Source organism: Pedomonas sp., from assembly GCF_036515995.1.
In the GTDB taxonomy this organism is placed as follows: Bacteria; Pseudomonadota; Alphaproteobacteria; order Sphingomonadales; family Sphingomonadaceae; genus Pedomonas.
This window is the reverse complement of the sequence record NZ_DATBUP010000034.1, coordinates 20,975-46,688: the sequence shown is the minus strand read 5'-3', so window position 1 is coordinate 46,688 and position 25,714 is coordinate 20,975. Positions and strand designations below refer to the sequence as shown.

Below are 25,714 nucleotides of genomic sequence, written 5' to 3'. Positions count from 1 at the left end.
CCGGGGCAGGCTCAGGCGTATTTCTGGATGACGGCTTCGGAGAACCGGCGCAGCGCGGTTTTCTTGACCTCGAGGCTGCTCACGTCCGCGCCGTCATCGACATAGCGGGTGACATCCCAGGGGGACGGCATCCACGGCATGGCGGTCATGTGCTCGATGCCGGCGGCGCGGAGCTGGTCAATCGCGCGGCCATCCAGCGGTGCGGCAAGCGAGATGCAGGGATCAAAGCCGGTCTCGGGAAGGCCGGCCTCGCTGCGCATCTGGCGCAGCTGGGCAACGATGGCGAGGTTGTCCTCGACGTTCAGGGGAAGGCCGAGCCAGCCGTCGTTGGTCGCTGCACGCCGCAGGGCCGGTTTGGCCATGCCGCCCGACCAGACCGGGACGGGCTTGCCGGGCGCCGGGCGCATGATGACGTCATCGAAGCGGAAGAACTCGCCCTCATGGCGGACGACCTCGCCGGTCCACAGCTTGCGCATCACGGTGATCAGTTCATCCAGACGCCGGCCGCGGGTGTGGAAGTCGACGCCGGCAGCATCGTATTCTTCCTTGAGCCAGCCCACGGAGACACCGCAAACGACGCGGTCATTGGAGAAGGTGGCCGCCGTCGAGACGGCGCGCGCGGCCGTGAAGGGATCACGCAGGGCGGCCAGATAGATGTTGGTGGCGAAGCGCAAGCGGGTCGTGACCGCAGCCATTGCCGTCAGCGTGATCCAGGGATCCGGCCAGGGCGTCTCCAGCGGCCAGAACAGCTCGCCATCGGGCGTGTAGGGATATTTGCTGGCGATGTTGGCCGGCATCACCAGATGATCGGCATAGGTTGCGCCATAAAAGCCGCACTCCTCGGCGCAGCGGGCAAGCTCGGGCAATTGATCAAGCTCCGGAACCGCCATCATGGACAGCCAGAATTTCATATCCTCCCCTTTCTTTTTCTCGTTCAACCGCGTCCTGACGACGGGCCGCAACAGCTGGCACCCTCTGGGCGCGGGGAGCCTGCTGGCGAGCAGTCAAGATTTCGGTATAGGACGGCGGGTATCAGCCCACACCCTGCGCAAAGCATGAGGGGCCATGCGCCCGGACAAGGCCTGAGCATCGCTCCGCCCCCGATCATCCGGTGCAGGAAGGCCTTTTAATGGCGGAAATCCGCGGCTGCGGCTCGCCCGCTCCCCTCGCCCTGCAGCATAAGTCCGTCACGCAGTGGGAGGCCATCCCCCCCGACAAGACATTGCGCTGCCGGGCGAGGCATCGGCGCGCTGTCCCCTGGAGGTGCCGGAGCCCGGCTTTATATTTGTAAGTGCTAACTCAATTATTAGCTTGCCTCCCTGCCCTGCCTGTTTCAAACTCTTGCCCGGCCGGCGACGGGAGCTCTGCCGCGCAGACCACCGGAACAGTCAAGCAAGGCATCGGGGAGCAGACATGACGAGCAATTTCCGACCTGTGGCACCACCGCAGATCATCGAGAACGCATTCACCCAGGACCAGCACGAGCGCATGCTGAATGTGGTGCGCAAGAACGGTCCGTGGTCCCTGATTCTGGCCCAGCACTTCAAGTCGCCCGAGGAAGTGATCGCCACCACCTCAGGCTCGGTGCCCGAAGGGTTCACCCCGACGTGGGACATGTTCCTCTCCCCGGTCTTTCGCGGCTACTTCGCCAAGGCGCACACCATGCTGCACCCGGAGATCGAGGACTGCTTCTTCAACACCAAGTTCCTCGACCTGGTGCGCGGCTACTGGGGCGCGGCCTACGCGACGCCCGAGAACATGCTGTTCAACATTCAGGGCCCGTGCCAGGGCGGCGGCTCACCGCACGTCGATGCCACCCGCTATCGCGGCATCTCCATGCACAATTCGCCGATCTGGCTGATGAACACCATGACCAAGACCGGCCTGTTCGAGCGCTGGCGCGCCAAGAAGGCGCAGGTCATCACCTGGTACTACAAGGGCAAGGTGGGCGGCGGCTTCACCTATTGGCCGGACGGCCCCAAGGAGCAGCCCCAGCAGATCAAGGCCCCGATGTGGGGCCGGGCCGTCGTCGTTGAAAACGAGATGATGTTCCACACCGCCGAGTCCAACGGCCCCTCCTCCATGCGCCGGCCCGAGGGCCTGGCGATCAACTCGCTGATGGAGCCCGACCCGACGACGCCGGGCGGCTGGCAGATCACGACCGACGGACGGGTGATCCAGCAGGTGCCGGAAGAGGAGTTCCGGTTCCTCGTTCACTGGGGCGCGGACATCTACATGGATTATGCCGAACTCAAGCGCGCGCTCGATCACACGGACGACCTGACCCATGAGCAGGTGTTCGACACGATCATCGCCGACCTGCGCGCCCGCAAGGTCTCCTTCGACATGCCGAGCGACCCGCTGACGGACAAGACGTTCATCAGCCTGCTGATCAAGGTCTACGACCCCGGCACGCCCGCGATCTTTCCGCCCGAACCGGAAGAGGCGATGGCGGCCTAAGTCAGGAAAAGACGCCGCTGCAACACGCCAGACGCGTTGCAGCGGCGCCTTCACGTCTTTCGGCTGGACGGCGGACAGGCAGCACTCGGGCGGGCCGGAGCAAGCCATGCCTCTTCAAAGGTATGCAGCGCTGCCGGAGAGACCACGCCTGCATCATGGGCTGCCCTCATCATTTCATGGACCGCGCCCGCAATTTCGCTGCGGAAGCCCGCGTCCTTGCTCTGCTGCGCGCTCATCTTCGGTCTCCGTCAGCGCCTGGGATGCACTTGAAACTCTAAGCATTAGAGCCTTTTCCGATCTGATTGCATCAGATCGCGGCTCCAAGTTCTTTGTTGGTCGCACTTTCTTAAGCGCAGTGTATGCCACCCTGCTCGAAAGCTGCTCTAGGCCGCCCTGCTCTTCTGACAGACTATAGAGCACATCGCCGCGCAGCTCACTGCTTCTTGAGAGGCACCGCTGCAACACGCCAGATGCGTTGCAGCGGTGCCTCACTCTGAGTGCCTAGAGGCCGAGCAGGTCGGCGGCGGATTTTCCGAAGAAGCTCTCGCGCGCGGACGGACCAAGGCCGTCCAGCTGCCGGTCATAGAGCGCAACGGCTTCCTGATGGCCCTCGATGTGCGGGAAGTCCGACGAGAACACGACAATTCCCTCCGGGATGCGGTCAAGCGTCGGCCTCAGGACATCCTGCTGGTGCACGACCGAGACGCGGACCTGGCGCTGCACATATTCGCTCGGCTTCAGCGGCAGGGTGTAGGGCGCGAAGTTCAGCATCCGGGGACGGCTGTTGTCGGCTTCGCGGTCGATGGTCTCCAGAAAGTCGGGCAGCCAGTCGATCCCCAGTTCGGAGACGATGATGGCGAGCCGCGGGTAGCGCTCAAGCACGCCGCCGAAGATCATCGCGCCCAGCGCCAGCTGGGGCACCATGCGCCGCGACATGGAGGTCAGCGTATAAAAGGCGCTGAGATCGCCGCCGTTGTTGGCCCAGCCGGGGTGCAGCGCCGCCCGGCCCCCACCGACGTGGAAGAGTACGACAACGCCCAAGTCCTCGCAGGTTGCCCAGAAGGGCTCGAAATCCGGATGATTGAGCGCCTTGTTGTCATGCGGATCGGCCTTGACGAAGACGGCCCGCGCGCCGCGCTTGCGGCCCTCGATCACCTGAGCGACCGACCAGTCGACGTCCAGCAGATCGATGACCACCGCCGGGATCAGGCGCTCGGTATAGCCGTGGACCTGCTCGAGCGCCCAGCGGTTGTATGTCCCCAGCGCGTCAAGCGCGAGCGAGGGATCCTTGCGCATGGCATGGCGGTAGGGATGGTAGCCGTTCGACGGCAGCAGGATCTGCGTGTCGATGCCGCGCTCGTCCATCCAGCGAAGGCGCGCCTCGGGCTCGTAGGCCGCCGGCAGGAAGGCACCCGCATCGACCGCCACCTGCGGGGGATCGCCGCCGGCCAGATGGCGCTCGTAGGCATCGCGAACCGCCTGCGGGATGAGCGTCAGCGGATCGGGCCGGAGCGCCGGGGGCACGGACGCGAAAAGATCGCCTGCAACGATATCGATCAGCAGCTCGGCGGGCGTCAGCCGGGGCAGCTTGGCCGCCAGCTTCGGGTTGGCTTTCTCGAACCAGTCGTGCGGCTCGTTGAAATGACTGTCGACATCGATAATGCGCATGAAGCCTCCCCCTCCATTTTATGGTACGAAACCGTACCCTCGAGAAAATGGTACGATTCCGTTTACATGTCAAACCGGGTCTTCCATACTGCGCCGCGCCATGGCGGCGTGACTGTAGTTCTGGCGTTTTAAGAGGAGCGTGCCTTGGGTCTTGCAAAACCTTCCCGCACCGAGGCGGATCGCCGGACAGGCGCACAGGTACGGCGCGGACGGCCGGCAAGGGCCGAGGCGAGGGACATCGAGCAGGCCATTCTCGAGGCTGCCACGGACCTGTTCATGAAGGACGGCTTTGCGGCCAGCATGGACGGCGTTGCCGCTGCTGCGCGCGTCTCCAAAAGGACGCTTTACGAGCGCTATCCGTCAAAGACGCATTTGTTCGAGGCCGTGCTTACCTGGCTGAGCGGGGAGCTGGCGCATCCGGTCGCGCTGCTGGACGCGCAGCGGCCGATCGAGGAGGAACTGGTGCGCTTCAGCCTTGCCTTGCTGGATCTTTACACGCGCCCGAAGGTCTCCGCTTTCATTCAACTGATGCTCGGGCAGGCGGAGCGTTTTCCGGAGATCGAGATTTCCCATCGCCGGCATTTCAACGAGCACATCCTCATTCCTTTGAACGATTATCTGGTCCGGGCGCTGGCCGGACAGCGCCGCGACGTCGATACGATGACGGCGGCACGCATGATGTGCATGATCGTGACGGGCGAGATCACCCGGATCTTCGCCGAGCATGACGATGTGAACCGCGAGCGGTTCCTGATCTACATCCGCTCTGCGACCGAGATCCTGCTCCACGGCGTTCGCCGCTGATTGAGCGCTGGTTGCAGCCGATGGGCCGCCAATGGCCCGGTCAGCGCAGCGCGTCCATGCCCCGGGCGAGCCCGGCGGGCGACAGGTCGACCGTCATGGTCTCCTGGATAAAGATAAGCAAAGGCCCGATGGCGGTTCCGACACTGTCCGTTGACGTGTGGAGCGGGGACGCAGGGGAACGGGCTAAAGTTCCCGGCGCACCGCAACAACCTCCCGCTTCTGACTGCGGAGGACGCGATGGATCCGGCGGGTTGACGTGAGCCGTTCCTGCCCTTAATTATTTATACAACGTATAATTAAGGGGGCCAAGATGATCAGCGGGCATGTCTTCATCGCAACCAGCCTGGACGGGTTCATTGCGCGCGCCGACGGGGATATCGGCTGGCTCTTGCAGAGAGACGACCCATCCGAGGATCATGGCTATGATGACTTCATCAAGGACATCGATGTCATCCTGATGGGGCGCGGCACCTTTGAGGCCATGCAGGCGGTGCGGCCGTGGCCCTATACGCGCCCGGTTCTGGTCCTGTCGGGCTCTCTCAAGGATGATCAGATGCCGGATGACCTTGCAGGAAAGGTGCGTTTCTCAGACAAATCCCCGGAGCAGGCGATGGCGATGCTGGAGGCCGAGGGGAGCCGGCGGGTCTATGTGGATGGCGGCCTCGTGATCCAGTCTTTCCTGCGCGCCGGGCTGATCTCTGACATGGTGATCACCAGCGTCCCCGTGCTGCTTGGGCAGGGCCGCCGCCTTTTCGGCCCGCTTCCCTCGGACATTTCCCTCATCCACGAGGGGACCCGGAGTTTTGCCTCCGGTCTTGTGCAGTCCCGCTACCGGATCGCGCCATGAAGCGCCCGCGCGGGCGCCCGCCCCGCAGCAAGGCCGCGGTCTCGCCCGAGGACATGCTGGCCACCGCCCTTGATCTTCTGGACGCAAGGGGCGTCGATGCGTTCACCATGAGAGCGCTCGCCGAACGGCTTCAGATCAATCCGATGACGATCTACCACCATTTCGGCGATCGCGACGGACTGATCCGCGCCATGTCGGAGCGGGTGTACGGCACCGTCTGCGCGCCGCAGACCGGCACTCCCCGCGACCGGATTGCAGCCCTCATGCGGGCCTACCATGCACAGGTGCTGCGCCACCCCGGCCTCACCCTCCTTCTGTTCAGCCGGCGGACCGTCTTTCCGGAACAGGCGCGGCGGATCACGGAGAGCATCGCCCGGCTTCTGGTCGAGGCGGGCCTGACGGCGCAGCAATCCCGGCTCTGGGTTCACATCCTCGTCGACTTCACTCACGGCGCTGCTGTTGCAACCGCAATGGGCGCGCGTGACGGCCCGGTTCCGGCTGACGGTTATGACGATGCCCTTGATGAGTTGCTAAACGGCCTCGAGGGCCGACAGTAATTCACTGCTTGCCGAGAAACGCCCGGACACCTTGCGGGAATGGCGCGAGGCAAGACGCCCTGCAGCACCCGCTCAAGCCGCGCTGACGGACGGACCTGCCCCCTCGGCAATTGACCTTGATGGTGCTCTTCACGGCTGATCGCCCCGGCAACGGCAGAGACCCGTTTATCAGAACCATTCTATTTGTCGCGAATGACTCGCGCTTGCAGGAGTCGCGGGCGGACCGGCGCTTCGCCCCCCTATGCGCCCGTATGCGGACCATGGGCGCTAATGAAAAAACCATAGAAATCAACGACCTGCAGACCACGACATTTAGACTAAAAAGAGATTGCAAATGACTCGCAGTTGCCATAGTGGCGTTAGTCCTCAGTACGCCTCAGCGTTCTGTGTCGATGGGGGAAATTCGTTTTATGGCAGCATTTGTCGCAGTTCTGGCGGCAGCCACCGCACTGGCCGCACACAGTTCCGATACCGCAGAAGCGCGCAGTGCCGCCAGCGCCGAGGCGCGCAGTGCCGACGACATCATCGTGACCGGCCAGCGGACCGAGTCCAACGTGGACTACACGACAACCGCCCAGACGACGACGACGCGCTTTCCCATCTCCCAGCGCGAAACGCCCCAGTCGGTCAGCGTCGTCACCCGCGCCCAGATCGAGGATTTCCAGCTCAACGACATCAATGTCCTTCTGAGCACCGTGCCCGGGGTGCAGGTTCAGGCGGCCGAGACGGACCGGATCTATTATTCGGCGCGCGGCTTCGACATCCAGACCTTCCAGATCGACGGCATCGGCCTGCCCTTTGCCTTCGAGATCCAGACCGGCTCGATCGACACTGCCGTTTACGATCATATCGACGTGGTGCGCGGAGCGCCGGGCCTCCTGTCCTCGACGGGCAATCCATCCGCCGTCATCAACTTCATCCGCAAGCGGCCGCTGAAAACCTTTCAGGCCTCAGGCGCCGCGCAGTACGGCTCTCACGACAACCTGCGCCTGGATGGCGACGTGAGCGTCCCGCTGACGGGCGACGGCAGCATCCGCGCCCGCGCGGTCGGGGCCTTCGTCGACACCGACAGCTATCTTGACCGGTATCAACTCCGGCGCTGGACCGGCTACGGCATCGTTGAGGCCGATCTCGGCCCGCAGACCACGCTGACGCTGGGCTACGGCCATCAGGACCATGACAGCGATGGGGCGATGTGGGGCGCGCTGCCGCTCTATTACACCGACGGCACCCGCATAGAGCACGATCGCAGCGCCAGCACCGGGCCGGACTGGGCGGGCTACAACGTCATCGACCGGCAGATCTTCGGCGACATCGTTCATCATTTCGATGAGGACTGGCACCTCAAGATCACAGCCAATCGCCGCGCGATCAGCGAGGAAGACAGGCTGTTCTATGTCTTTGGCATTCCTGACCGCGCAACGGGCGAAGGATTGTTCATCTATCCCGGGGCGTTCCGCGCCCAGACGCGCAATCTCTCGCTGGATGCCTATGTGGCGGGCAAGTTCAGCCTCTGGGGGCGCAAGCATGACATCATGCTCGGCGTCAACCGCAGCGCCCAGCGATACAAACAGTATTCCAGCTATGTCACCAGCCTGATCAGCGCCCCAATATCGCTGGAAGATGCCCTCGCCGGCAGCTTCCCGCTGCCGGATTTTCCGGACGTTTATGATCTCAGCCTCAATACTCATACGCGCCGGGAAGCGGGCTACGGCCTCGTGCGCCTTCACCTTGCCGATCCGCTGAAGGTGATGGTGGGCGGCAACGTCACCCGGGCGATCAGCGACGGCTATTCCTACGGCGCGCCGACCGAATACAAGCTGACGCGGTTCCTGCCCTTCGTCGGGGCGACCTATGACCTGTCAGCCAACCTCAGCGCCTATGCCAGCTTTGCCACCATCTTCAATCCGCAGACCGAGACGGACATCAACCGCCGGCTGATCGACCCGATCGAGGGTGACAATCTTGAGGCCGGTCTCAAGGGCGAATGGTATGGCGGACGGCTCAACGCCAGCGTTGCTGTGTTCCAGGCGCGCCAGAAGAACACGGCCGAGGCGGCAGGCTTTGATCCGACCATCGGCCAGACGGTCTATCGCGGGGTCGACGCAAAGTCGCAGGGCATCGAGCTCGAGTTCGGCGGTCAGATCATCGAGGGCCTGCAGGCGACCGGCGGCTACACCTTGATGCGCATCCGGGGCGAAGACGACGAAGCGGTCAGGACGTTCGTTCCCCGCAATACCGTGCGCCTGAACCTGAGCTATTCGCCGCCGGCGCTCGCCGCCCTCAAGCTCGGCGCGTCGCTCCAGTACCAGAGCCGCATCTATCTGGAGCCGGGCGCGGTCTCGTCTACAACGGGCGAGCCCATCCGCATCACCCAGAAGGGCTATGCGCTGCTTGATCTGGTCGCGCGCTATGCCGTGACCGACAATCTGACGCTGAGCGTGAACGTCAGGAACGTCACGAACACCAAGCACCTGACGGCGCTGAATTTCGATCAGGGCTACTATGGCGCGCCCCGCACCGTGCTGGGCACCATCGGCCTGAAGTACTGAGGCAGTGAGCCGTCATCACCCAGCGGAGATGGGACAGGATATGTCTGCTACGTCACGCCGATGGATAAGGATTTTTCTTGCCGGACCCGGCGCCGTCATTGTCGCGGTCATTGTGATGGCGGGCATGGCCCTGTGGCTGCCGGGCGGGGCTGCGGGCATCGACAACCTCGTGCTGCCGCTGGTGCTCGCCCCGTTGATCTGGGCCGTGCTGTTCTTCCACGCCTGCCTTGATCGCAAACTGGTGCGTGTTGCGCTTATTGCTGCCGGATTGCTGGCCGTCCACGGCGGCCTGATCGCCCAAAAATTCCTGGACCCTGAGCCAGCCACAACGGAGGCGCATCCATGATCGAGCTGCCGAAGACCGAAACCAAGCTGATGGTGGCCATCCACGGATGGTCAGGCATCGTCCTTGGCCTGCTGCTCTATGCCGTGGTCCTGACCGGCACGGTTGCGGTCTTCGCCGAGGAGATCGGCACCTGGTCCGCCGGGCACAGAACGACCCAGTCAGCGTTCGAGCGGCCCTTTGCCGATGATCTGCGCCGCCTGGGGGCGCAGACGCCCAAAGAGTTTCATGGCGACATCGACCTCTTTGAGGTTGGGGATCATGATCTGGGCGTCTTTTTTCACCGGCATGAACTGGATGCCGCCGGCACGATCATCAGCCGGGGCATCTTCTACCAGCTCGGCAAGGACGGGCAGGTCATCGACCGCCGGCCGGGCACCAGCGACGAGGTGTTTGGGCCGCGCAACGACAATGCGCTGCGCCATTTTCTGGTCGACACCCATGTCCAGCTGCACGTGCCGGATCCCTGGGGCCTGCTGCTGACCGGCATTCTGGGGCTCGCCATGCTGGTGGCCGCCATTTCGGGCCTGCTGATCCACCGGCACCTGTTCAAGGACATCTTCACGCTGCGGCGCAAAGCCAATCCGGTGCTCGTCCAGCGGGACCGGCACAGCGTGGCCGGCACCTGGAGCCTGCCCTTTGGGTTCATCCTGGCGTTCACGGGCAGCTTCTTTTCCTTCTTCGGGTCGATCGGCGTGCCCATCGTGGCCATGGCCGTCTTTGCCGGCGATGTGGAGCAACTGAACGAGGCCGTCTTCGGCAACCCGGGCACGCCCGATCCCCGGCCGCTCGTCATCGGCAACCTGGATCGCAGCGCGGCGGACGCAATCAACCGCGCCGGCGCAATTCCGACCTTTGCGACCCTCGAGAATTTCGGCCGCGCCGATGCCAGGCTGACGACCTATCACCCGCCCACGGAAGGCGGCCTTGCGCCGATCAGCCTCGTCTATGACGGCGTCAGCGGCGACTTCCTCCACACCAAGCCGCTGGTCGGCGCGCGCCCCTCGGCAGGCGGCACGCTGGCGGCCGTCATGTCCCCGCTCCATTTCGGCAACTTTGCCGGTCTCCTCTCCAAGGCGATCTGGTTCGGGCTCGGCTTTGCGACCTGCTATGTGACGCTGACCGGCCTGCGCCTCTGGCTGGCCCGGCGGGAGGGCAGCAGCCGCGCGCTTGGCTGGCTGGAGCGCAGCGTGACGATCGTGGGCTTTGGCCTGCCCGTTGCTCTGGCAGCGGCGGCCGTCGCTTTCCTGATCACGATGCCTCTGGGCACCGCCACCTACTGGACGCCGGCCGGATTCCTCATCGCCTCGGCCGTTGTCGTGCTGGGCGGCGCGCTCTGGCCCTCCCCTGCGGCGTTCCGCCAGTCTCTTCAGGTGGCGGGCGGCCTTGCGCTGCTGACCCTTGCCCCCCTGCGCCTGCTCATGGACGGGCCCGGCTGGCAGACGGCGCTTGCAACCGGGCAGCCGGTGATCCCCGCGCTCGACATCGCCTTCGTGCTTGCCGGCATCTGGATGCTCTGGTGGACCCTGCAGCCGAACCGGGGCCGCCGGACCAGCAGCGTCCTGTCTCTGGGAGCTGCAGAATAAATGGGCGCGCTCACTCTTGCCGCGATCGGCTTCACGGCTGCGCTTGTCGCCCTCCTTTGCCTGCGCGATCCCAAGCGCCAGAGGGCTTATGGCGCGCAGAGCCGGGCATTCCCCAGTGCAATGCGCAACGCCCTGATTGCGGGCGCTCTGTTACCGGGCGCTGCCTTTGCGCTGGCCGCAGACGGCGCTGCCTTCTTCCTCTGGTTCGGGGGCAGTGCGGTTGCGGGCTGGTGCATCGCCCTCCTGTTCTCAAGGGGCAGGCAGCGCTCCTAACAAGGAGGACTGCCTGCCTTGAGCGCACGTTATCCAGACGATGCGCGCTGGAGCATTGCCGCTTCCACGTCCTGCGCCTCGTCACTTTGCGGTGCGCCGAGAACGGCGACGCATTGCAGGAGCGTGTCCTTTATCACCCGGCCCGTCTCGCCGATGCAACTGGGGCCAAATGCTGCCACCGGCAGTGAACGGACAACGTTCAGGAACAGGATGGTGCAGTTCCCGATGCGCCGGCTGATGATCTCGGCGTCGATCCCCTCCATCTTCTGGCGGATCGCTTGCAGCAATTTCGTCAAAGCCGGCAAGTCATTGCCGTGCTCGTTCAGCTGACGATAGTCCTGCGGGTCCATGGCCAGGATGTACTGAGACATAAACGATGCATAATGCGCATTGCCCGCTTCCCGGATCAGGTGAAGGTGGGGCATGTGGAAAATCTTCAGCAGGGTATAAAGATCGAAGTCCGCAAAATTGCGCCCCTCCTCATTGATCAGCGCTGAGCGGATTTCATCGAGCTGGAGCTGGCGGTACCGCACAAGATCGCGCAGCAGGTTTTCAAGAGAGCCGAAGTGGTACTGCACGGCCACGTTGTTTCGAAGCCCGGCTTGCTTGGCGATCTCGCGGGCCGAGAGCATGGCAAGGCCTTGCCGGGCTGCCAGTTCTTCGGCTGCCAGCATGAGCTTCAGCCGCGTCTCAGCAGAGGTTGCGTAGCCCTGCCGCGCGGCGGGCACCGCCTTTGCTCTTTGTCCGCTCCCCGTCATCCCCACTCCCGGCACGGCCTGCCTCCAGCCCGTATGATCCTTGCTCCAGCGCGTAGCAGCGCCTGAAGAGATTGGCCACACCTCTCATTTAATGCAGTTGCCTTATTTTCAGCAGGGCCGTAGGAATTCTGCCTGCTTAAAACTCAGGTTCGGGAGATCCGACGCCTGAAAAGGGACAAGCCCCGGGCCGTCACTGCGCACGCCGTCACCTTGCGCGGCGGCAAGACGGATGTGCCCTCAAAGCAAAGCGCATCGCCCTGCCCAGTTTGCAGACGGCGTTCGCGCCGCGACACCGTGTTTTGCGTCCAGTCGTGTTGCCTGACATCCAGCCGTGCCTTCGTCGGCGCCAGACCACGGGGCTTCGCACAGGGGGAATAAATGAAAACGATCAAGATCCGCCCGTCAGCAGGCGTCTTCGCACTCGCCGCCTCTCTTGGATCCGCCGTCCTGCCTGCAACTGCCGCCCCGGCGCAGGAGACGCCCGTCACGCCGGCAGCGCCGCTGCAGCGCCAGGCGCCTGCGGGCGCGCCCAACGTGGTTGTCGTGCTGCTGGACGACGTGGGCTTTGGTGCCGCCTCGACCTTCGGCGGCCCGGCGGCAACACAGGCACTGGACCAGCTGGCCGCCGAAGGGCTGCGCTACAACCGGTTCCACACCACCGCCATCTGCTCGCCCACGCGCGCTGCGCTGCTTTCGGGGCGCAACGCCCATGCGGTTGGCATCGGCGCGGTGATGAACACCGCCGACAGCCGCCCCGGCTATACCGGAATGCATGCAAGGGATGCGGCCAGCATTGCCGAGATCCTGCGCCAGGAAGGATACAACACCGCCGCCTTTGGCAAGTGGCACCAGACGCCGGATTGGGAAATCTCCCAGTCAGGGCCGTTCGACCGCTGGCCAACCGGCATGGGCTTCGAGAAGTTCTACGGCTTCATGGGCGGCGAGACCGACCAGTTCGAGCCGACGCTGATCGAGGGCACAACGCCGATCCTGCGGCCCGAGGGCAAGGACTATCACCTGACGACGGACCTGGCGGACCAGGCAATCCGATGGATGCGGGCCCGGCAGTCGATCACGCCGGGCAAGCCGTTCTTCCTCTATTTCGCACCGGGCGCCACCCATGCGCCGCTGCAGGTGCCCAAGGCGTGGATCGACAAGTATCGCGGCCGCTTCGATCAGGGCTGGGACCGGCTGCGGGAGGAGATCCTTGCCAAGCAAAAAGAGCTGGGCGTCGTCCCGAAGGATACGGTGCTTACCCCCAGACCCGAAGGGCTGCCGGCCTGGGACAGCCTGAGCGCCAATGACAAGAAGATCGCCGCGCGCCTGATGGAGACCTATGCGGGGTTTCTCGCCCATACCGACCATGAGGTGGGCCGCCTCGTCCAGAGCCTCAAGGACAGCGGCGCGTACGACAACACCCTGTTCATCTATATCGTCGGCGACAACGGCGGCTCGCCTGAAGGCGGCTTGTCGGGCAGCCTGAATTACATGGGCGTTCTGCAGGGGCTGGCAGAAGACCAGGCGGCGAACCTGCGGCGTCTGGAGAACATCGGCGGGCCGGATACCTACCCGCATTTCCCCGTCGGCTGGGCCTGGGCCCTCAACACCCCGTTCCAGTGGACAAAGACAGTCGCCTCGCATCTGGGCGGCACGCGCAATCCGCTGGTGGTGACCTGGCCCAAGCGCATTACCGACAAGGGCGGCTTGCGCAGCCAGTTCGGGCACGTCAATGACATTGCGCCGACCATCCTTGAGGCCGTTGGGATTGAGGCCCCCGGTGAGGTGAACGGCATCGCGCAAAAACCGATGAACGGCACCTCCCTCGTCTACAGCTTCAACGATGCTAAGGCGCCCGAGAAGCATACCACGCAGTATTTCGAGGTGTTCGGGCACCGCGCGATCTACCACAACGGCTGGATGGCGTCGGCCTTCCATAACCGGCTGCCTTGGGCGACCGGCATGCAGTACAAGGAAAAGCCGTTCGAGGAGGACACCTGGGAGCTTTATGACCTGCGCACGGACTTCTCCCAGGCCCGGGATCTGGCTGCCCTGGAGCCGCAGCGGCTGGAGGAGATGAAGGCGCTGTTCCTGCGCGAGGCGGCCGCCAACCAGGTGCTCCCGCTCAAGGGTCCAAGCGTGGGAGACACGGCCCTGCCGAGCCTGACCGGCAAGCGTACCCAGTTCACCTATTACCCCGGCGCGGTCGGCATACCCGAAGTCGGCGCGCCCAAGATGCTGAACCGGTCGTGGAGCCTCTCGGCAACCGTGGACATTCCCGAAGGCGGCGCACGCGGCGTCATTGCAACGATCGGCGGCACGGCAGCCGGCTGGTCGCTCTATCTGGGTAAGGACGGCAAGCCCACCTTCACCTACCGCCTGTTTGACGTGAAGACGGTCGATCTGGTCGGCAGCACGCCGTTGCCCGCCGGCCGGCACGTGCTGAAGGTCGATTTCGACTACGACGGCACCGGCTATGCCAAGGGCGGGTATCTGAAACTGGAGGTCAATGGCCAGGCCGCCGGCCAGGAACGCCTGCCGGCCAGCCCGCCGGCCTTCTTCTCGATCAGCGAGACGTTCGACGTCGGCGTCGATACCGGCTCGGCGGCCGGGCGCTATCCCTCCGACGACGCCATCGGCTACCCGTTCACGGGCGGCAGCATCGAGCGGGTGGATATTCACCTGCGCTAGTGGTCTGAGTTGGAAGTCCGTTTGCGGAAGCGTGCGACCTTGGCGAGAATGTCATCGGCAGATTTGGTCTAGGTGAAGGGTCTTGGTCGCGCGTTGTTTTGCTCGATATAACTGTGGATGGCCTGTTCCAGAGCTGCCGGACTGGTAAAGACGGTGCGCTCGAGCCTGCGGCAGGTCAGCACAGAGAACCAGCATTCAACGAGATTGAGCCACGACGCGTCGGTTGGTGTGAAGTGCAGATGCCTGCGTGGGCGTTTTACGAGCCAGTCCCGGATGATCGGGGCCTTATGGGTCACCAGATTGTCCAGGATGAGGTAGACTTCCAGATCGGATGGCACAAGCGTCTCGACCTCGTCGAGAAAACTGCGAAACACGATGCTGCGGTGCTGCTGCCTGCACCGGCCGATTATCCTGCCGGTCCTCACGTCCAGGGCGGCGAACAGGTCCGTGGTGCCATGGCGCCGATAATCATGGCTCCAGCGCTCGGGCTGGCCGGGTTGCATAGGCAGAACCAGCGCTGTTCGCTCGTTGGCCTGGATCTGCCGCTTTTCATCCATGCATAGAACCAGAGCGCGATCCGGCGGATTCAGATAGAGCCCGACAATATCCCGCACCTTGTCCACGAACAACGGATCTGTCGGGAGTTTCCAGTCCTGCGTCCGGTGGGGCTGGAGTTCGAAGGCGCGCCAAATACGACTGACAGCCGATTAGGTCATGCCAGCTTTGGCCGCCATGCTGGGCGTCGACCAATGCGTTGCACCCCTGGTGTTGTCTCCAGCGTCAGGGCGATCAGCCGCTCGTCGATGGCCTCATCGCTGATCGTGCGCGGCGCCCCGGATCCGGGCGCATCCAGCAGTCCGTCCGGACCCTGCCCGGCAAAGCGATCCCGCCAGAGCGCAACCGTTGGATGGCTGACGCCCAGGGCGCGGGCAACCTGACTGTTGGTAGCGCCCGGTTCGGCGCAGGCCAGAACGATCCGGGCGCGTTGGGCCAGACTTTGACTGGTCTTATGCCGCCGCGTCCATGCCTCAAGACGCTGGCGATCCTCAGCCGACAAACTGAGCGGGGTTGCAGAAGGACCGGGCATCGACGCCTCCAGCCATAACAGACACAACCGGAAAAACGCTCAGGCCGACAGGAAAGGGCCACTGCACAGAAACTTCCGCTTCAGACCACTAGTCCCTCGGCATCACCGTGCGCATCGTGATGACCGGCAACGGTTTATGCTACAAAAGCTACGCCTTCCGCGAAGCCTGCAAGGCCCTGAACCTCAGGCACATCCGCACCAGACCCTGCACTCCCCAGACCAACGGAAAGGCCAAGCGCTTCATCCAGACCAGCCTGCGCGAGTGGGCCTATGCCAGGGCCTATCCGACCTCGGAACACACAAAGGCGCCCTCCAGTCATGGGTGCATAATTATAACTGGCACCGTCCTCACGACAGTCTACACTCCATGCCGCCCATCAGCCGACTGGCCCAGCCAATGAACAACCTGTTGAGACTCCACAACCAGAACGCAATGCTCTGGAGCATTGTTCTGGACGTTATATGCTGAGGTTTGGCGGCGATGCGCTGACATTGAGCGCTTGCTCAACCGCTGCGACTCCCTGGCGCCGGACTGGACAGACTTTTATCAGCAGCCTCAAGGCTCTCCCAAAACTGAAATCAGGCTCTCAGATTGCGCGGCTGGTCCTTGAAGGTGCTAGCCAAATCGTGGACGCTGATGGCTACCGCCACGAGTCTGAGGTCGAGTGGAGTTTCTACGCCGGGCAATATCTCAAGCAGCTTGCGGTACGGCAGCAAAATGATCATCCGAAGCGACTGCGAATTCTAGAAATTGCTATTCCAGCCCCGGTCAATCGCCGGGGCTCTTTAGTGTGTATTGGTGTGTATATTCTTCTTGCCGTTCTCCTGGACGGTGTGTATAAATACACAGATAAGGGGGGCGGAAATGCGAAGTAGGGAAGTGATTAAGCGGCTGGAAGCCGCAGGCTGGGTAGAGGTGAGACAGACGGGCAGCCATAAACAGTTCCGCCATCCCGGCCGCCCCGGCACGGTGACAGTGCCGCACCCGAAGGCAGACCTCGCAAGAGGCACACTGAAAAGCATCGAGAAGCAAAGCGGGGTGAAGCTGGTCTGACCAGCTTCACCAACCGATACGGCGGAGGTAGAAATGGCAGTTGTTTACTATCCAGCGATTATCGAGCGCGCGAGCGACGGCTACAGCGTTTTTTTCCCTGATCTGCCGGGTTGCGTATCAGCGGGTGAGACCGTTCAGGAAGCTGCTCGTGCGGCCGAAGAGGCCTTGTCGGCCCACCTGGTTCTTTCAATCGAGCACGGAGATCCGATCCCGGCCCCTAGCGATCTGGACGATATCCCGCATGACCCGGAGGTTGAAGAGGCAGCACGGGTATTGGTGCGTGCTGAGAAGCCGGGTCGGTCAGTGCGGGTGCAGATCACCATGGATGAAGGCTTGCTTGCCGCCATTGATCGAGTGGCAGGCAATCGGTCAGGCTTTCTGTCCGACGCCGCCCGGGTAGCGCTGGCGGCGCGCAGCCTCTGACTACGGCGCAGTCTCCAGCCGCAAATCCGTGGTGAAGCCGCCGTTGCTGTCCAGCCGGTGACTCACCTCGGCAATGAGCCACGTGATGGCGTCGATCTCCGGCTTGAAGCCCGAGATCTTCACCCGCTGTTCCGGGCAGGCGTCCGGCCGGCCCAGGGCGAGGGTCAGATCGAGGCTGGCCGGCGTGCGCTTCAGGCGGTCACGTTCGGCAATAGCGGCCTGTTTGGCCTCGGCCTCGCTGGCGCAGGTCTTGCGGAGGCGCTTGACTCCCTGATTTTCTCCTACGGTCACCAACTGGCGTTTTGCCTCGCCCCCTTGTCGTGCCAGTAGGCGGTCATGCCTGCCTGCTCGTCCCGAGTCTGGCGGGACCAACGGTGCCGGTCACCATCCTTGCGACGGATGGCCTGCAGAGGAAGCAGCTGTCCTCCCGGCGTCGTACCGGCTCCCTTGCGGGTGAAGATCAGACAGCCAGCCTTGATGGTCGCCACGGCATCGTGTTCGGCTCCTAAGCGGCGCAGGAGGGCCGTGTCGCTCCCCCGGCTCCTGACAGAGGGTCGGCACGGCAACGCCCGCCAGAGCAGGCGCTATGCGGGCGGCAAGGCCATTGCGCCCGGCGATGTCGGTCAGGACGTTGCCGAGCGTCGTGTCGTGCCAGCTCTGCTCGCGCCGCAGGCGAATGGCGCTGGTGAAGTCGGCCGCCCGGGCGCGCAGCGGGATCTCATCGGGCGGGCCAGTGTGCTCGATCTCGTCCACCTTGAAGCTGCCTTTACCGAGAGGCCGGGCGTGACGTCGCTGCCCTGCTTCCAGCCCAGTGCCAAGGTCAGCACAGCGCCGGGCGGGGCAAGACCGCCGTCCGTATCCTCGAGGACGATGTCGAGCTGGTCGGCCTCGTCGCCGGTGATGCTGGTCACGACCCAGATCGATCGGGTGCATCTGGGCCGCGACAAGGGCTTCATCCATGACGCCGAGGGCGCATTGTCTCACCTTGATCGCCGCGCTGCAGTACTGAGCCGCCGCAGTCTCGAGCGCGGGGTCTTTACCAGTACGGCGGATCTTGAACAGGCCATCCACAGTTAAATCGAGCAAAACAACGCGGGACCCAAACCCTTCATCTGGACCAAATCTGCCGATGACATTCTCGCCAAGGTCGCACGCTTCTGCAAACGGACTTCCAGCTCAGACCACTAGCATCAGCTGTCGAGCAGGGTGAAGAACCCTGCGGTGAACAAAAGTGCGACCAACAAATAGATTTAAGAGCCCCGATCTGACCCGGTCAGGCCGGGGCTCCGCATCGACCACACCAAAGGGCGACGCCTGCACAGCGGCGCCCTTTTCCCTGACCGGAGCATCGCTGCGCGCCGGCTTGCGCCTCAGGCATGACCGATGCGGCAGGTGCAGGATTGCAGGGAGCAAAGCCCGGCTTGAACTCGTTTGGTGATCCATGACTTGGCCGCAACGGACAGGCGGCGCAGGTGACGGCGCATGACGGGGGTGGCAGCGAGGATGCAGGGGGCCGGTCTCCTTCCCGTCTGATTGCTCCTGCCGGCCGCCGGAGCGGTGTCAACCTGGTGAGGGAGGCTTGCCGATGCCCGGCGATGGCGTGACGCGTCGAGAACTTCTGGAGACAACGGCTGCCATCAGCGTTCTATCGGCTTCACCGGGGCTTGCCCACCTGGCCCCTGCCACGGCGACAAGAGGAACTGAAGTGATGCCAGAGCCGCTCGATGTCGTGCTGCGCGTCAACGGCGGGGATCACCGGCTGCGGCTGGATCCTCGAACCACCCTGCTGGATGCTTTGCGCGAGCATCTGCGCCTGACCGGCTCGAAGAAGGGTTGCGGTCTTGGCCAGTGCGGCGCCTGCACGGTGCTGATGGACGGCAAGCGGGTCAAGTCCTGCCTCTGGCTTGCCGCTCTTGCAGAGGGCCGCGAGATCACGACGATCGAGGGACTGGCGCAAGGCGACGAGCTTCATCCGCTGCAGACCGCCTTTATCGAACGCGACGCCTTCCAGTGCGGCTACTGCACCTCCGGGCAGATCATGGCCGGGGTTGCCTGCATTGCCGAAGGCCACGCCGCCTCGGCTCAGGAGATCCGCGACTGGATGAGCGGCAACCTCTGCCGGTGCGGTGCCTATGATCACATCATAGCCGCCATTCAGGATGCCGCTCGCGCCACCGGCGCCATAAAGGAAGCCTGAGCCATGCACCCATTCACACTCGAGCGTCCGCGCGATCTGGCAGCAGCGCTGATTTTGCGGGCCGAGGCCGGGCGCAACGATGCGCCAGCCGAATACATTGCCGGCGGCACGGACATGGTGCAGCTCCTTCAGGAATATGTGCGCCGGCCCGACCGGGTGGTCAGCCTTGCAGGCCTCCTTGATGACCGTATCGGAAGCACGCAGCAGGGCCTGAGGCTGGGCGCGGCCGCCACGATGGCGGATGTTGCGGCCCATCCCGTCGTCGCGCGCGAGTTTCCCGTCATCGCCGAGGCGCTGCTCAATTCCGCAAGTCCGCAGGTGCGCAACCAGGCAACCATGGGCGGCAACCTGTTGCAGCGCACCCGCTGTCCGTATTTCCGGGACATTGGCTATGCTGACTGCAACAAGCGCACACCCGGCTCGGGGTGCGCGGCGCTGAAGGGCGAGAACCGCTGGCACGCGATCCTTGGCACGAGCGAGGCCTGCATTGCCGCGCACCCGTCCGACCTTGCCGTGGCGCTCGTCGCGCTCGATGCTGTCGTTGAACTGCGCGGCCCGGACGGGGAGCGCAGCGTTCCGGTTGCCAGGCTTCACCGCCTGCCGGGCGACGCGCCCCACATCGAGACGACGCTGCAGCCCGGGGAGGTCATCACGGCGATCGTGGTGCCCGCCAGCCCGGCGGCACGGCGCTCGCACTATCTCAAGGTGCGCGACCGCGCCTCTTTCGAGTTCGCGGTGGTCTCGGCGGCGGTTGCCCTCGAGATGGAGGGCGAGCGGATCAAGGAGGCCCGTGTCGCGCTGGGCGGCGTCGGCACCAAGCCCTGGCGGGCGCCGGAAGTGGAGGCGGCCCTCAGCGGGGCCAGCCTCGATCCGGACGGCCTGCGGCAGGCGGCGGCCCTCGCCGCGCAGAACGCCAGAGGATACGGGCATAACACCTTCAAGATCGAACTCATGCAGCGCGCCATCGTGCGTGCCGTCGAGACCGCAGGAGGACGCGCATGACGACAGCTGTCATCGGGCAACCGATCAGCCGTATCGACGGCCGCCAGAAGGTGACCGGCCGCGCCACCTATGCCGCAGAGTTCGATGTGAAGGACCATGCCTATGGCGCGATCGTACGCAGCACCATTGCCTGTGGCCGCATCCTTGCCATCGACACTGCAGCGGCGGAGCGTGTCCCCGGGGTCATCGCCATCCTGACGCACCAGAATGCGCCAGAGCTGGCGTACCGCAAGCACAAGGCCGGGGTGGACCCGGCCGTCGGCGAGCGGCTGCATGTCCTCCAGGATGACCAGGTCAACCATCAGGGCCAGCCGATCGCGCTGGTGATTGCCGATACTCTTGAACAGGCCAGCTTTGCCGCAACGCTGGTGCGCGCAACCTACGCGCCCGAAAGGGGAGCAACGGACATCGGGCGCGCCGAGCCGGTGCTGCCGACCCAGCAGCAGACCGATCAGGGCGCGCGCCGCCCGCCCGAGACCCGGCGCGGTGAGCCCGAGGAGACGCTTGCCGCCGCCCCGGTCCGGGTCGAGCAGACATACGTGATCCCGCGCGAGAACCACAATCCGATCGAGATGCATACAACGATCGCCGCCTGGGAAGGCGACCAGCTGACGCTCTGGGACAAGACGCAGTGGGTGCACAACACCGCAAGCGAGATCGCCGCCGTCTTTGGCCTTCCGGCAGAGAACGTCCGGGTCATCTCGCCGTTCGTCGGCGGCGCGTTCGGCTCGGCCTTGCGCGCCTGGCCGCACGTGACGCTGGCAGCCCTTGGCGCCCGCATCGCCAAGCGTCCGGTCAAGGTCATGCTCTCCCGGCGGGACATGTTCTACAGCGTCGGCTGCCGGCCGCACACGATCCAGACGGTGGCACTGGGCGCATCGCGCGAGGGGCAGCTTTCAGCCATCATCCACGATGCGCATCAGGAGACCTCGACCTACGAGGAATATTCGGAGGCGCTTCTGGATACGAGCCGCTTCCTTTACTCCTGCCCCAACGTCTACACGCGCCATCGCCTGGCCCGGCTGAACATCCACACCCCGACCTATATGCGCGCGCCCGGCGAGGTGAGCGGGAATTTTGCGCTTGAGTGCGCCATGGACGAGCTGGCCTCGGCCCTCGAGATCGACCCTGTCGAGCTGCGGCTGCGCAATGAACCCGACATGGACGAACACGAGAACCTGCCGTTTTCAAGCCGCGCCACACGAGAGTGTTACCGGGCGGCGGCCGAGCGCTTCGGGTGGAGCCGGCGCGACCCCAAGCCGGGGGCGATGCGCGACGGGCGGTGGCTGATCGGCTGGGGCATGGCAACCGCCAATTATCCCATGAATTTCTCGAAGGCCTCGGCCAAGGCGCGTCTCATGCCCGATGGTACGGCCATCGTCACCAGCGCTGCGAGCGACATGGGGCCGGGCACCTGGACGTCCATGACCCAGGTTGCCGCCGATACCCTCGGCCTGCCGATCGAAAAGGTTCGATTCCTGCTCGGAGACAGCCGTCTGCCAAAGGCGCCCGCGCACGGCGGATCGATGACCATGGCGAGCGTCGGCAATGCGGTACAGGCCGCCTGCCAAAAGGCGCGTGACATGGCTTTGAGCCGCAGCGGCGCCAATGATCTGGGAGAGGCCATGCGCCGTATTGGGGAGGACATCGAGGCGAGCGCAGACGTGAAGCCGGGCGACGAGAGCAAGCGCTTCTCGATGCACGCTTTTGGTGCCATCTTCGTTGAGGTCGCGGTCGACCCGGATCTGGGAGAGACGCGCGTGCGGCGGATGGTCGGCGCTTATGGCGCCGGGCGCATCATCAATCCCAAGACAACCCGCAGCCAGTGCATCGGCGGGATGATCGGCGGCATTGGCATGGCCCTGATGGAGCATTCCGCGGTCGACCCCCGCAATGGCCGGGTCCCCAACGCCACCCTTGCCGAATATGCCATCCCGGTCCACGCCGACACCCCGCCGGAGATGGACGTGATTTTCGTCGAGGAGAACGACCCTCACGTCAACCCGCTCGGCGTAAAGGGCGTCGGCGAAATTGCGATTGTGGGAGTTGCTCCGGCGATCGCCAACGCGGTCTATCATGCAACGGGCAAACGCATCCGCACCTTGCCGATAACGCCGGAAAAGCTGCTCTGAGAACAGCGCCGCACGCTGGGGCCGTATCCGGGGGATGCAGCGTCAGGCCGGATCTTCGTCCAGCAGCCGTGCCCGCGTCTCGGCTGGCGCGGCCTCGGCCCAGAGCAGGAGCGCATCGAGCGCAGGACAGAGCGCCTGGCCCCAATCCGTGAGCTTGTATTCCACGCGCGGGGGCACCTCGTGATAAACGATACGCGCCACCACCCCGTCCGTCTCCAGCTGCCGCAGCTGCTGGATCAGCATCTTCTGGGAAATCCCGGGAATTGCCCGCTCCAGCTCTGAAAAGCGCAGCACCTTCCCGCCGAACAGCTGGAACAGGATGACGAGCTTCCATCGCCCCTCGAGCACGCGCAGCGCATTCTGGATGCCGCGCGCGCCGGTCAGCGGTGTATAATCCGGACGCTTACCCATGGGTGAGTACCTTACTTTTTTGTGTGTACTTGTCTTTATTTGAGCATAGCGCCACGTCTCTGACGGTCAATGTCATCGCCCAATCAGACCCGTGGAGATTGATCATGCTCACGCTGCCGCCGCCGATCCGGAGCTATTTCAGCGCTAACAGCGATCTTGATGTCGAGGCCATGCTCGCGCCCTTTGCAGCTGACGCCGTCGTGAAGGACGAGCGCCGGACCCACCAGGGAACCGCCGCTATCCGTGCGTGGATCAAGGAGGCAAGCCTTGGCAATCAGGCGATCGCCGTGCCGCTGACGATCCAGTCAGACGAGCCCCTGCATCATGTCATGGCGCAGGTCTCAGGATCCTTTCCGGGCAGCCCGGTCACCCTCGCCTTTCACTTCCGCCTGGATGGCGGGCGCATCGCCCGGCTGGAGATCCTGTGATGAGCCGGACTGACCCAGCAGAATTCACCGGCAAGACCGTCGTGCTGACGGGCGGCACCGGCGGCACCGGCCTTGCCGCCTTGCGCCGTTTCATGGCTGGCGGTGCAAAGGTCGTCACCGCCGGGCGCTCGGACTGCCCGGACGGCATGCCTCCCGAGTGCTTCATACAAGCCGATCTGACGACTGCCGACGGGGTGGCGAGGTTTGCAGCAGGGGCTGTGGAGCGCCTCGGCAAGGTCGACATCATCGTCCATGTACTGGGCGGATCGGCCTCGCCTGCCGGAGGGTTTACCGCCCTCAGCGATGAGCATTGGACGCAGGAACTCAACCTCAACCTGCTGAGTGCCGTTCGGCTCGACCGGGCTCTTGTTCCTGCCATGCTCGAGCAGGGCAAGGGGGCAATTGTTCATACCGCCTCGATCCAGCACCGGCTTCCGCTTCACGACGCCACGATCGCCTATGCAGCCGCAAAGGCCGCCCTCGTCACCTACAGCAAGGCCCTCTCAAAAGAAATCGGCCCCCAAGGCGTCCGCGTGAACGTCGTCTCGCCGGGCTGGATCTATACCGATGCCGCCGAGGCCATGGTCAAGCGCATTGCCGCCGGCTCGGGCACGAGCGAGGAGGCGGCACGCCAGAGCATCCTCGACGCGCTCGGAGGCATCCCGATCGGACGCCCGGCCTTGCCCGACGAGGTCGCCGAGCTGATCGCCTTTGTGGCGTCAGATCGAGCGTCCGCCATTCATGGCACCGAGCTTACGATCGATGGCGGCACGGTGCCGACCGTATAGGCGGGATGGTGCCCCTGCCTATGAGGCCGCCATCAGACCGATGCCCACCGGAATGGGCTGGCTCGCCTTGCCGACTAGGCCAGAAACCTGCGCCCGGAGATCGTCCGCAGAGCTTGGGGCCTGACCGTCATGGCCGGCGACAGGCGAGATGTCTCCGCTCTGCAAGCGGTCGAGGTGGGCGGCGATGGCCTTGGTGAGGGCGGGCAGGTCGTGGGAAGCGGCGGTGGCCGGCAGGGCATCGACACCGATCGAGCTCTGCATCCGGCCCAGCGCGGCCTGAAGCTGGGCGTAGGACTGGTAGCGACGCAGCTCGGCGCTGATGGCGGCGGTCTCGGCCGCCACCCGCTCGATCAGGCCCTGGGCGCTCAGCTCCTGGCGGCGCGCGGCCGACTGGGCCAGGCGGCTGTCCACCTGCCAGAGCTGCTCGGCCCGAGTGTACTGGCGGGCAGCCGCCTGAAACTGGTGATGGGCCACATGCACCTGCGCCAGCACGGCCATGCGCAGCGCCAGCCGCTTGGCCTCGGTCACGGTCTCCAGCGCCTTGGCATGCTTGATGCGGGATGGAGCCGAGAGCAGGTTGAACAGGTTCCAGCTGACCCGCACGCCGACCTCGTTCCACTGGTTCTCGTAGAGGAAGCCGTTGCTGTCGTACTTGTGCGCCAGGTTGAGCGAGACACCCGGCAAGAGGCGCAGCACCGCCTTGCGGGTTTCGTCCGCGGCAATGCGGCTCTGGTAGGCCTGTTCGCGCAGGTCCGGGTTGTTGACGAAGGCCAACTCCTCCATCTGCCGCGGCGTCAGCGCCCAGCCAGGGACCTCAAGCGCGGTCTCGCCGGAGACGGCCAGCCGGATCTCGGTGCCCGGCGCCACGTTGATGAGCGCGGCGAGCTCGGCCTGGGCGGCCGCTAGCTCATGCTGGATCGCCTCCAGCTGGCGCAGGCTCTCGAGCAGAGTCTTCTGGAACTGGAGCGAGGTTACGGGATCCCGCAGGCCCTCGCGCTCCACCTGCTCGGCATCGGCCAGGGCCTTTTCAGCCAGGGTGATCGAGGCGCTGACCTTGTCCTTCAGTGCCTGCGCGGCGGCGGCGCGCCAGTAGGCGAAGCGCACTTCCTGTATCAGGTTGGCCGCGGTGCGGCGGCGGCGCTCGCCGGCGATCAGCGCCCGGTCCGCGTTCTGCTGGGCGTTGTAGTAGCCGACCCCGAAGTCGAGGATGTTCCAGGTGAGCCCCAGGTCCGCATCGAACAGGTTCCGGTCGGTCGAATAGGTCGGATTGGCATCCGAGGGCTTGCCGGTGAACAGGTCACGGCTGCGTACCGCATTGTATTCCGAGCGGTAGCGGTAGCCTGCGCTCGCGGTCAGCTGGGGCAGCAGGTCGAAGCGGTCGACCTTGAGCTGACCGCGGGCCAGCGCCTCTTCCATCAGCTTGGCGCGTTGGTCGAGGTTGTGCTTGAGCACCCGAGCGATGGCCTCGGGCAGGGTCAGCGGAGCCTCAAGCGGCTCGGCATCGCCGAACATCAGTTTGCGGTCGGCCTCGGCCTGTGCCGCCAGCTCGGCCTGGCCGAGCGGCTTGGGCGTCACCGCGCAGGCAGACAGCAGGGCTGCAAGCGCGGCGGAAGCCAGGAAGGGCCGGGCCCGGCGGGCCAGCTTGGTATACGTCAT

24 protein-coding genes and 3 pseudogenes are annotated in these 25,714 nt (G+C 64.6%); 19 read left to right on the top strand and 8 right to left on the bottom strand.

The window, feature by feature from the left end:
* Positions 1 to 11: 11 nt before the first annotated feature.
* On the bottom strand, positions 12 to 911 hold the full coding sequence (locus VIG90_RS02800) for a TIGR03619 family F420-dependent LLM class oxidoreductase (RefSeq protein WP_331591909.1): 900 nt from the start codon (positions 909 to 911) through the stop codon (positions 12 to 14).
* 502 nt (positions 912 to 1,413) lie between these two features.
* Between VIG90_RS02800 and VIG90_RS02795 the strand changes: the two genes are divergently transcribed.
* The gene (locus tag VIG90_RS02795; RefSeq protein ID WP_331591908.1) at positions 1,414 to 2,460 is read left to right on the top strand and encodes a hypothetical protein; all 1,047 of its coding nucleotides are present in this window, start codon (positions 1,414 to 1,416) and stop codon (positions 2,458 to 2,460) included.
* 50 nt (positions 2,461 to 2,510) lie between these two features.
* Here VIG90_RS02795 and VIG90_RS02790 read toward each other — a convergent pair whose 3' ends face one another.
* Both VIG90_RS02790 and VIG90_RS02785 read right to left on the bottom strand, forming a co-directional pair.
* Complete coding sequence (locus VIG90_RS02790) at positions 2,511 to 2,696, bottom strand: hypothetical protein (RefSeq protein ID WP_331591907.1); 186 nt, start codon at positions 2,694 to 2,696, stop codon at positions 2,511 to 2,513.
* A 265-nt stretch (positions 2,697 to 2,961) separates the two neighbouring features.
* Positions 2,962 to 4,128: an amidohydrolase family protein gene (locus tag VIG90_RS02785; RefSeq protein WP_331591905.1), complete on the bottom strand. Its 1,167-nt coding sequence runs from the start codon at positions 4,126 to 4,128 to the stop codon at positions 2,962 to 2,964.
* Positions 4,129 to 4,272: 144 nt separating this feature from the next.
* Here VIG90_RS02785 and VIG90_RS02780 point away from each other — a divergent pair, with 144 nt between their 5' ends.
* From VIG90_RS02780 to VIG90_RS02750, 7 genes are all read left to right on the top strand, one after another.
* Positions 4,273 to 4,932 (top strand): TetR/AcrR family transcriptional regulator, encoded by a 660-nt coding sequence (locus VIG90_RS02780; protein WP_331591904.1) that lies wholly within the window; start codon positions 4,273 to 4,275, stop codon positions 4,930 to 4,932.
* 310 nt (positions 4,933 to 5,242) lie between these two features.
* Positions 5,243 to 5,779, top strand: a complete 537-nt coding sequence (locus VIG90_RS02775) for a dihydrofolate reductase family protein (protein ID WP_331591903.1) — start codon at positions 5,243 to 5,245, stop codon at positions 5,777 to 5,779.
* Positions 5,776 to 6,336 (top strand): TetR/AcrR family transcriptional regulator, encoded by a 561-nt coding sequence (locus tag VIG90_RS02770; RefSeq protein WP_331591902.1) that lies wholly within the window; start codon positions 5,776 to 5,778, stop codon positions 6,334 to 6,336. Before VIG90_RS02775 ends, VIG90_RS02770 begins: the two co-directional genes overlap by 4 nt.
* Before the next feature lie 410 nt (positions 6,337 to 6,746).
* Complete coding sequence (locus VIG90_RS02765; RefSeq protein WP_331591901.1) at positions 6,747 to 8,888, top strand: TonB-dependent siderophore receptor; 2,142 nt, start codon at positions 6,747 to 6,749, stop codon at positions 8,886 to 8,888.
* 124 nt (positions 8,889 to 9,012) lie between these two features.
* A complete protein-coding gene (locus VIG90_RS02760) occupies positions 9,013 to 9,234 on the top strand; it encodes a hypothetical protein (RefSeq protein WP_331591900.1) in 222 nt (73 codons plus the stop codon).
* A complete protein-coding gene (locus VIG90_RS02755) occupies positions 9,231 to 10,817 on the top strand; it encodes a PepSY-associated TM helix domain-containing protein (protein ID WP_331591899.1) in 1,587 nt (528 codons plus the stop codon). Before VIG90_RS02760 ends, VIG90_RS02755 begins: the two co-directional genes overlap by 4 nt.
* On the top strand, positions 10,818 to 11,090 hold the full coding sequence (locus VIG90_RS02750) for a hypothetical protein (protein WP_331591897.1): 273 nt from the start codon (positions 10,818 to 10,820) through the stop codon (positions 11,088 to 11,090).
* 29 nt (positions 11,091 to 11,119) lie between these two features.
* On the opposite strand, the gene VIG90_RS02745 is transcribed toward VIG90_RS02750, so the two are convergent.
* Complete coding sequence (locus tag VIG90_RS02745; RefSeq protein WP_331591896.1) at positions 11,120 to 11,848, bottom strand: TetR/AcrR family transcriptional regulator; 729 nt, start codon at positions 11,846 to 11,848, stop codon at positions 11,120 to 11,122.
* 378 nt (positions 11,849 to 12,226) lie between these two features.
* On the opposite strand from VIG90_RS02745, the gene VIG90_RS02740 reads away from it, so the two are divergent.
* Complete coding sequence (locus VIG90_RS02740; protein WP_331591895.1) at positions 12,227 to 14,536, top strand: arylsulfatase; 2,310 nt, start codon at positions 12,227 to 12,229, stop codon at positions 14,534 to 14,536.
* Here the strand turns inward: VIG90_RS02740 and VIG90_RS02735 are convergent.
* A pseudogene (locus tag VIG90_RS02735) lies at positions 14,533 to 15,623 on the bottom strand (IS630 family transposase). The gene VIG90_RS02740 and the pseudogene VIG90_RS02735 sit on opposite strands and share 4 nt — an antisense overlap.
* Positions 15,624 to 15,715: 92 nt before the next feature.
* On the opposite strand from VIG90_RS02735, the pseudogene VIG90_RS02730 reads away from it, so the two are divergent.
* The 4 genes and pseudogenes from VIG90_RS02730 to VIG90_RS02715 all read left to right on the top strand — a co-directional run.
* Positions 15,716 to 16,092, top strand: a pseudogene (locus tag VIG90_RS02730) (integrase core domain-containing protein); the annotation flags it as partial.
* On the top strand, positions 16,086 to 16,499 hold the full coding sequence (locus VIG90_RS02725) for a hypothetical protein (RefSeq protein ID WP_331591894.1): 414 nt from the start codon (positions 16,086 to 16,088) through the stop codon (positions 16,497 to 16,499). The pseudogene VIG90_RS02730 and the gene VIG90_RS02725, both read left to right, overlap by 7 nt.
* A complete protein-coding gene (locus VIG90_RS02720; RefSeq protein ID WP_331591893.1) occupies positions 16,489 to 16,677 on the top strand; it encodes a type II toxin-antitoxin system HicA family toxin in 189 nt (62 codons plus the stop codon). The genes VIG90_RS02725 and VIG90_RS02720 overlap by 11 nt, the downstream gene beginning before the upstream one ends.
* 33 nt (positions 16,678 to 16,710) lie before the next feature.
* Positions 16,711 to 17,100 carry a type II toxin-antitoxin system HicB family antitoxin gene (locus VIG90_RS02715; protein WP_331591892.1) on the top strand — a complete coding sequence of 130 codons (390 nt, stop codon included), beginning with the start codon at positions 16,711 to 16,713 and terminating at the stop codon, positions 17,098 to 17,100.
* Here VIG90_RS02715 and VIG90_RS02710 read toward each other — a convergent pair whose 3' ends face one another.
* The gene (locus VIG90_RS02710) at positions 17,101 to 17,391 is read right to left on the bottom strand and encodes a hypothetical protein (protein WP_331591891.1); all 291 of its coding nucleotides are present in this window, start codon (positions 17,389 to 17,391) and stop codon (positions 17,101 to 17,103) included.
* 708 nt (positions 17,392 to 18,099) lie between these two features.
* Between VIG90_RS02710 and VIG90_RS02705 the strand changes: the two are divergent.
* From VIG90_RS02705 to VIG90_RS02690, 4 genes and pseudogenes are all read left to right on the top strand, one after another.
* Positions 18,100 to 18,288: pseudogene (locus tag VIG90_RS02705) on the top strand (IS630 family transposase); the annotation flags it as partial.
* A 520-nt stretch (positions 18,289 to 18,808) separates the two neighbouring features.
* Positions 18,809 to 19,297 (top strand): (2Fe-2S)-binding protein, encoded by a 489-nt coding sequence (locus tag VIG90_RS02700; RefSeq protein ID WP_331591890.1) that lies wholly within the window; start codon positions 18,809 to 18,811, stop codon positions 19,295 to 19,297.
* 3 nt (positions 19,298 to 19,300) lie between these two features.
* Positions 19,301 to 20,299, top strand: coding sequence for a xanthine dehydrogenase family protein subunit M (locus tag VIG90_RS02695; protein WP_331591889.1), 999 nt, complete (start codon positions 19,301 to 19,303; stop codon positions 20,297 to 20,299).
* Positions 20,296 to 22,431 carry a xanthine dehydrogenase family protein molybdopterin-binding subunit gene (locus VIG90_RS02690; RefSeq protein WP_331591888.1) on the top strand — a complete coding sequence of 712 codons (2,136 nt, stop codon included), beginning with the start codon at positions 20,296 to 20,298 and terminating at the stop codon, positions 22,429 to 22,431. Before VIG90_RS02695 ends, VIG90_RS02690 begins: the two co-directional genes overlap by 4 nt.
* Positions 22,432 to 22,473: 42 nt before the next feature.
* On the opposite strand, the gene VIG90_RS02685 is transcribed toward VIG90_RS02690, so the two are convergent.
* The gene (locus tag VIG90_RS02685) at positions 22,474 to 22,842 is read right to left on the bottom strand and encodes a winged helix-turn-helix transcriptional regulator (RefSeq protein WP_331591887.1); all 369 of its coding nucleotides are present in this window, start codon (positions 22,840 to 22,842) and stop codon (positions 22,474 to 22,476) included.
* A gap of 104 nt (positions 22,843 to 22,946) precedes the next feature.
* On the opposite strand from VIG90_RS02685, the gene VIG90_RS02680 reads away from it, so the two are divergent.
* Together VIG90_RS02680 and VIG90_RS02675 are read left to right on the top strand one after the other, a co-directional pair.
* Positions 22,947 to 23,270 carry a nuclear transport factor 2 family protein gene (locus VIG90_RS02680; RefSeq protein WP_331591886.1) on the top strand — a complete coding sequence of 108 codons (324 nt, stop codon included), beginning with the start codon at positions 22,947 to 22,949 and terminating at the stop codon, positions 23,268 to 23,270.
* Positions 23,270 to 24,058 carry an SDR family oxidoreductase gene (locus tag VIG90_RS02675; protein ID WP_331591884.1) on the top strand — a complete coding sequence of 263 codons (789 nt, stop codon included), beginning with the start codon at positions 23,270 to 23,272 and terminating at the stop codon, positions 24,056 to 24,058. The genes VIG90_RS02680 and VIG90_RS02675 overlap by 1 nt, the downstream gene beginning before the upstream one ends.
* 18 nt (positions 24,059 to 24,076) lie before the next feature.
* On the opposite strand, the gene VIG90_RS02670 is transcribed toward VIG90_RS02675, so the two are convergent.
* Entirely contained in the window at positions 24,077 to 25,714 is a 1,638-nt protein-coding gene (locus tag VIG90_RS02670) for a TolC family protein (protein WP_331591883.1), read from the bottom strand.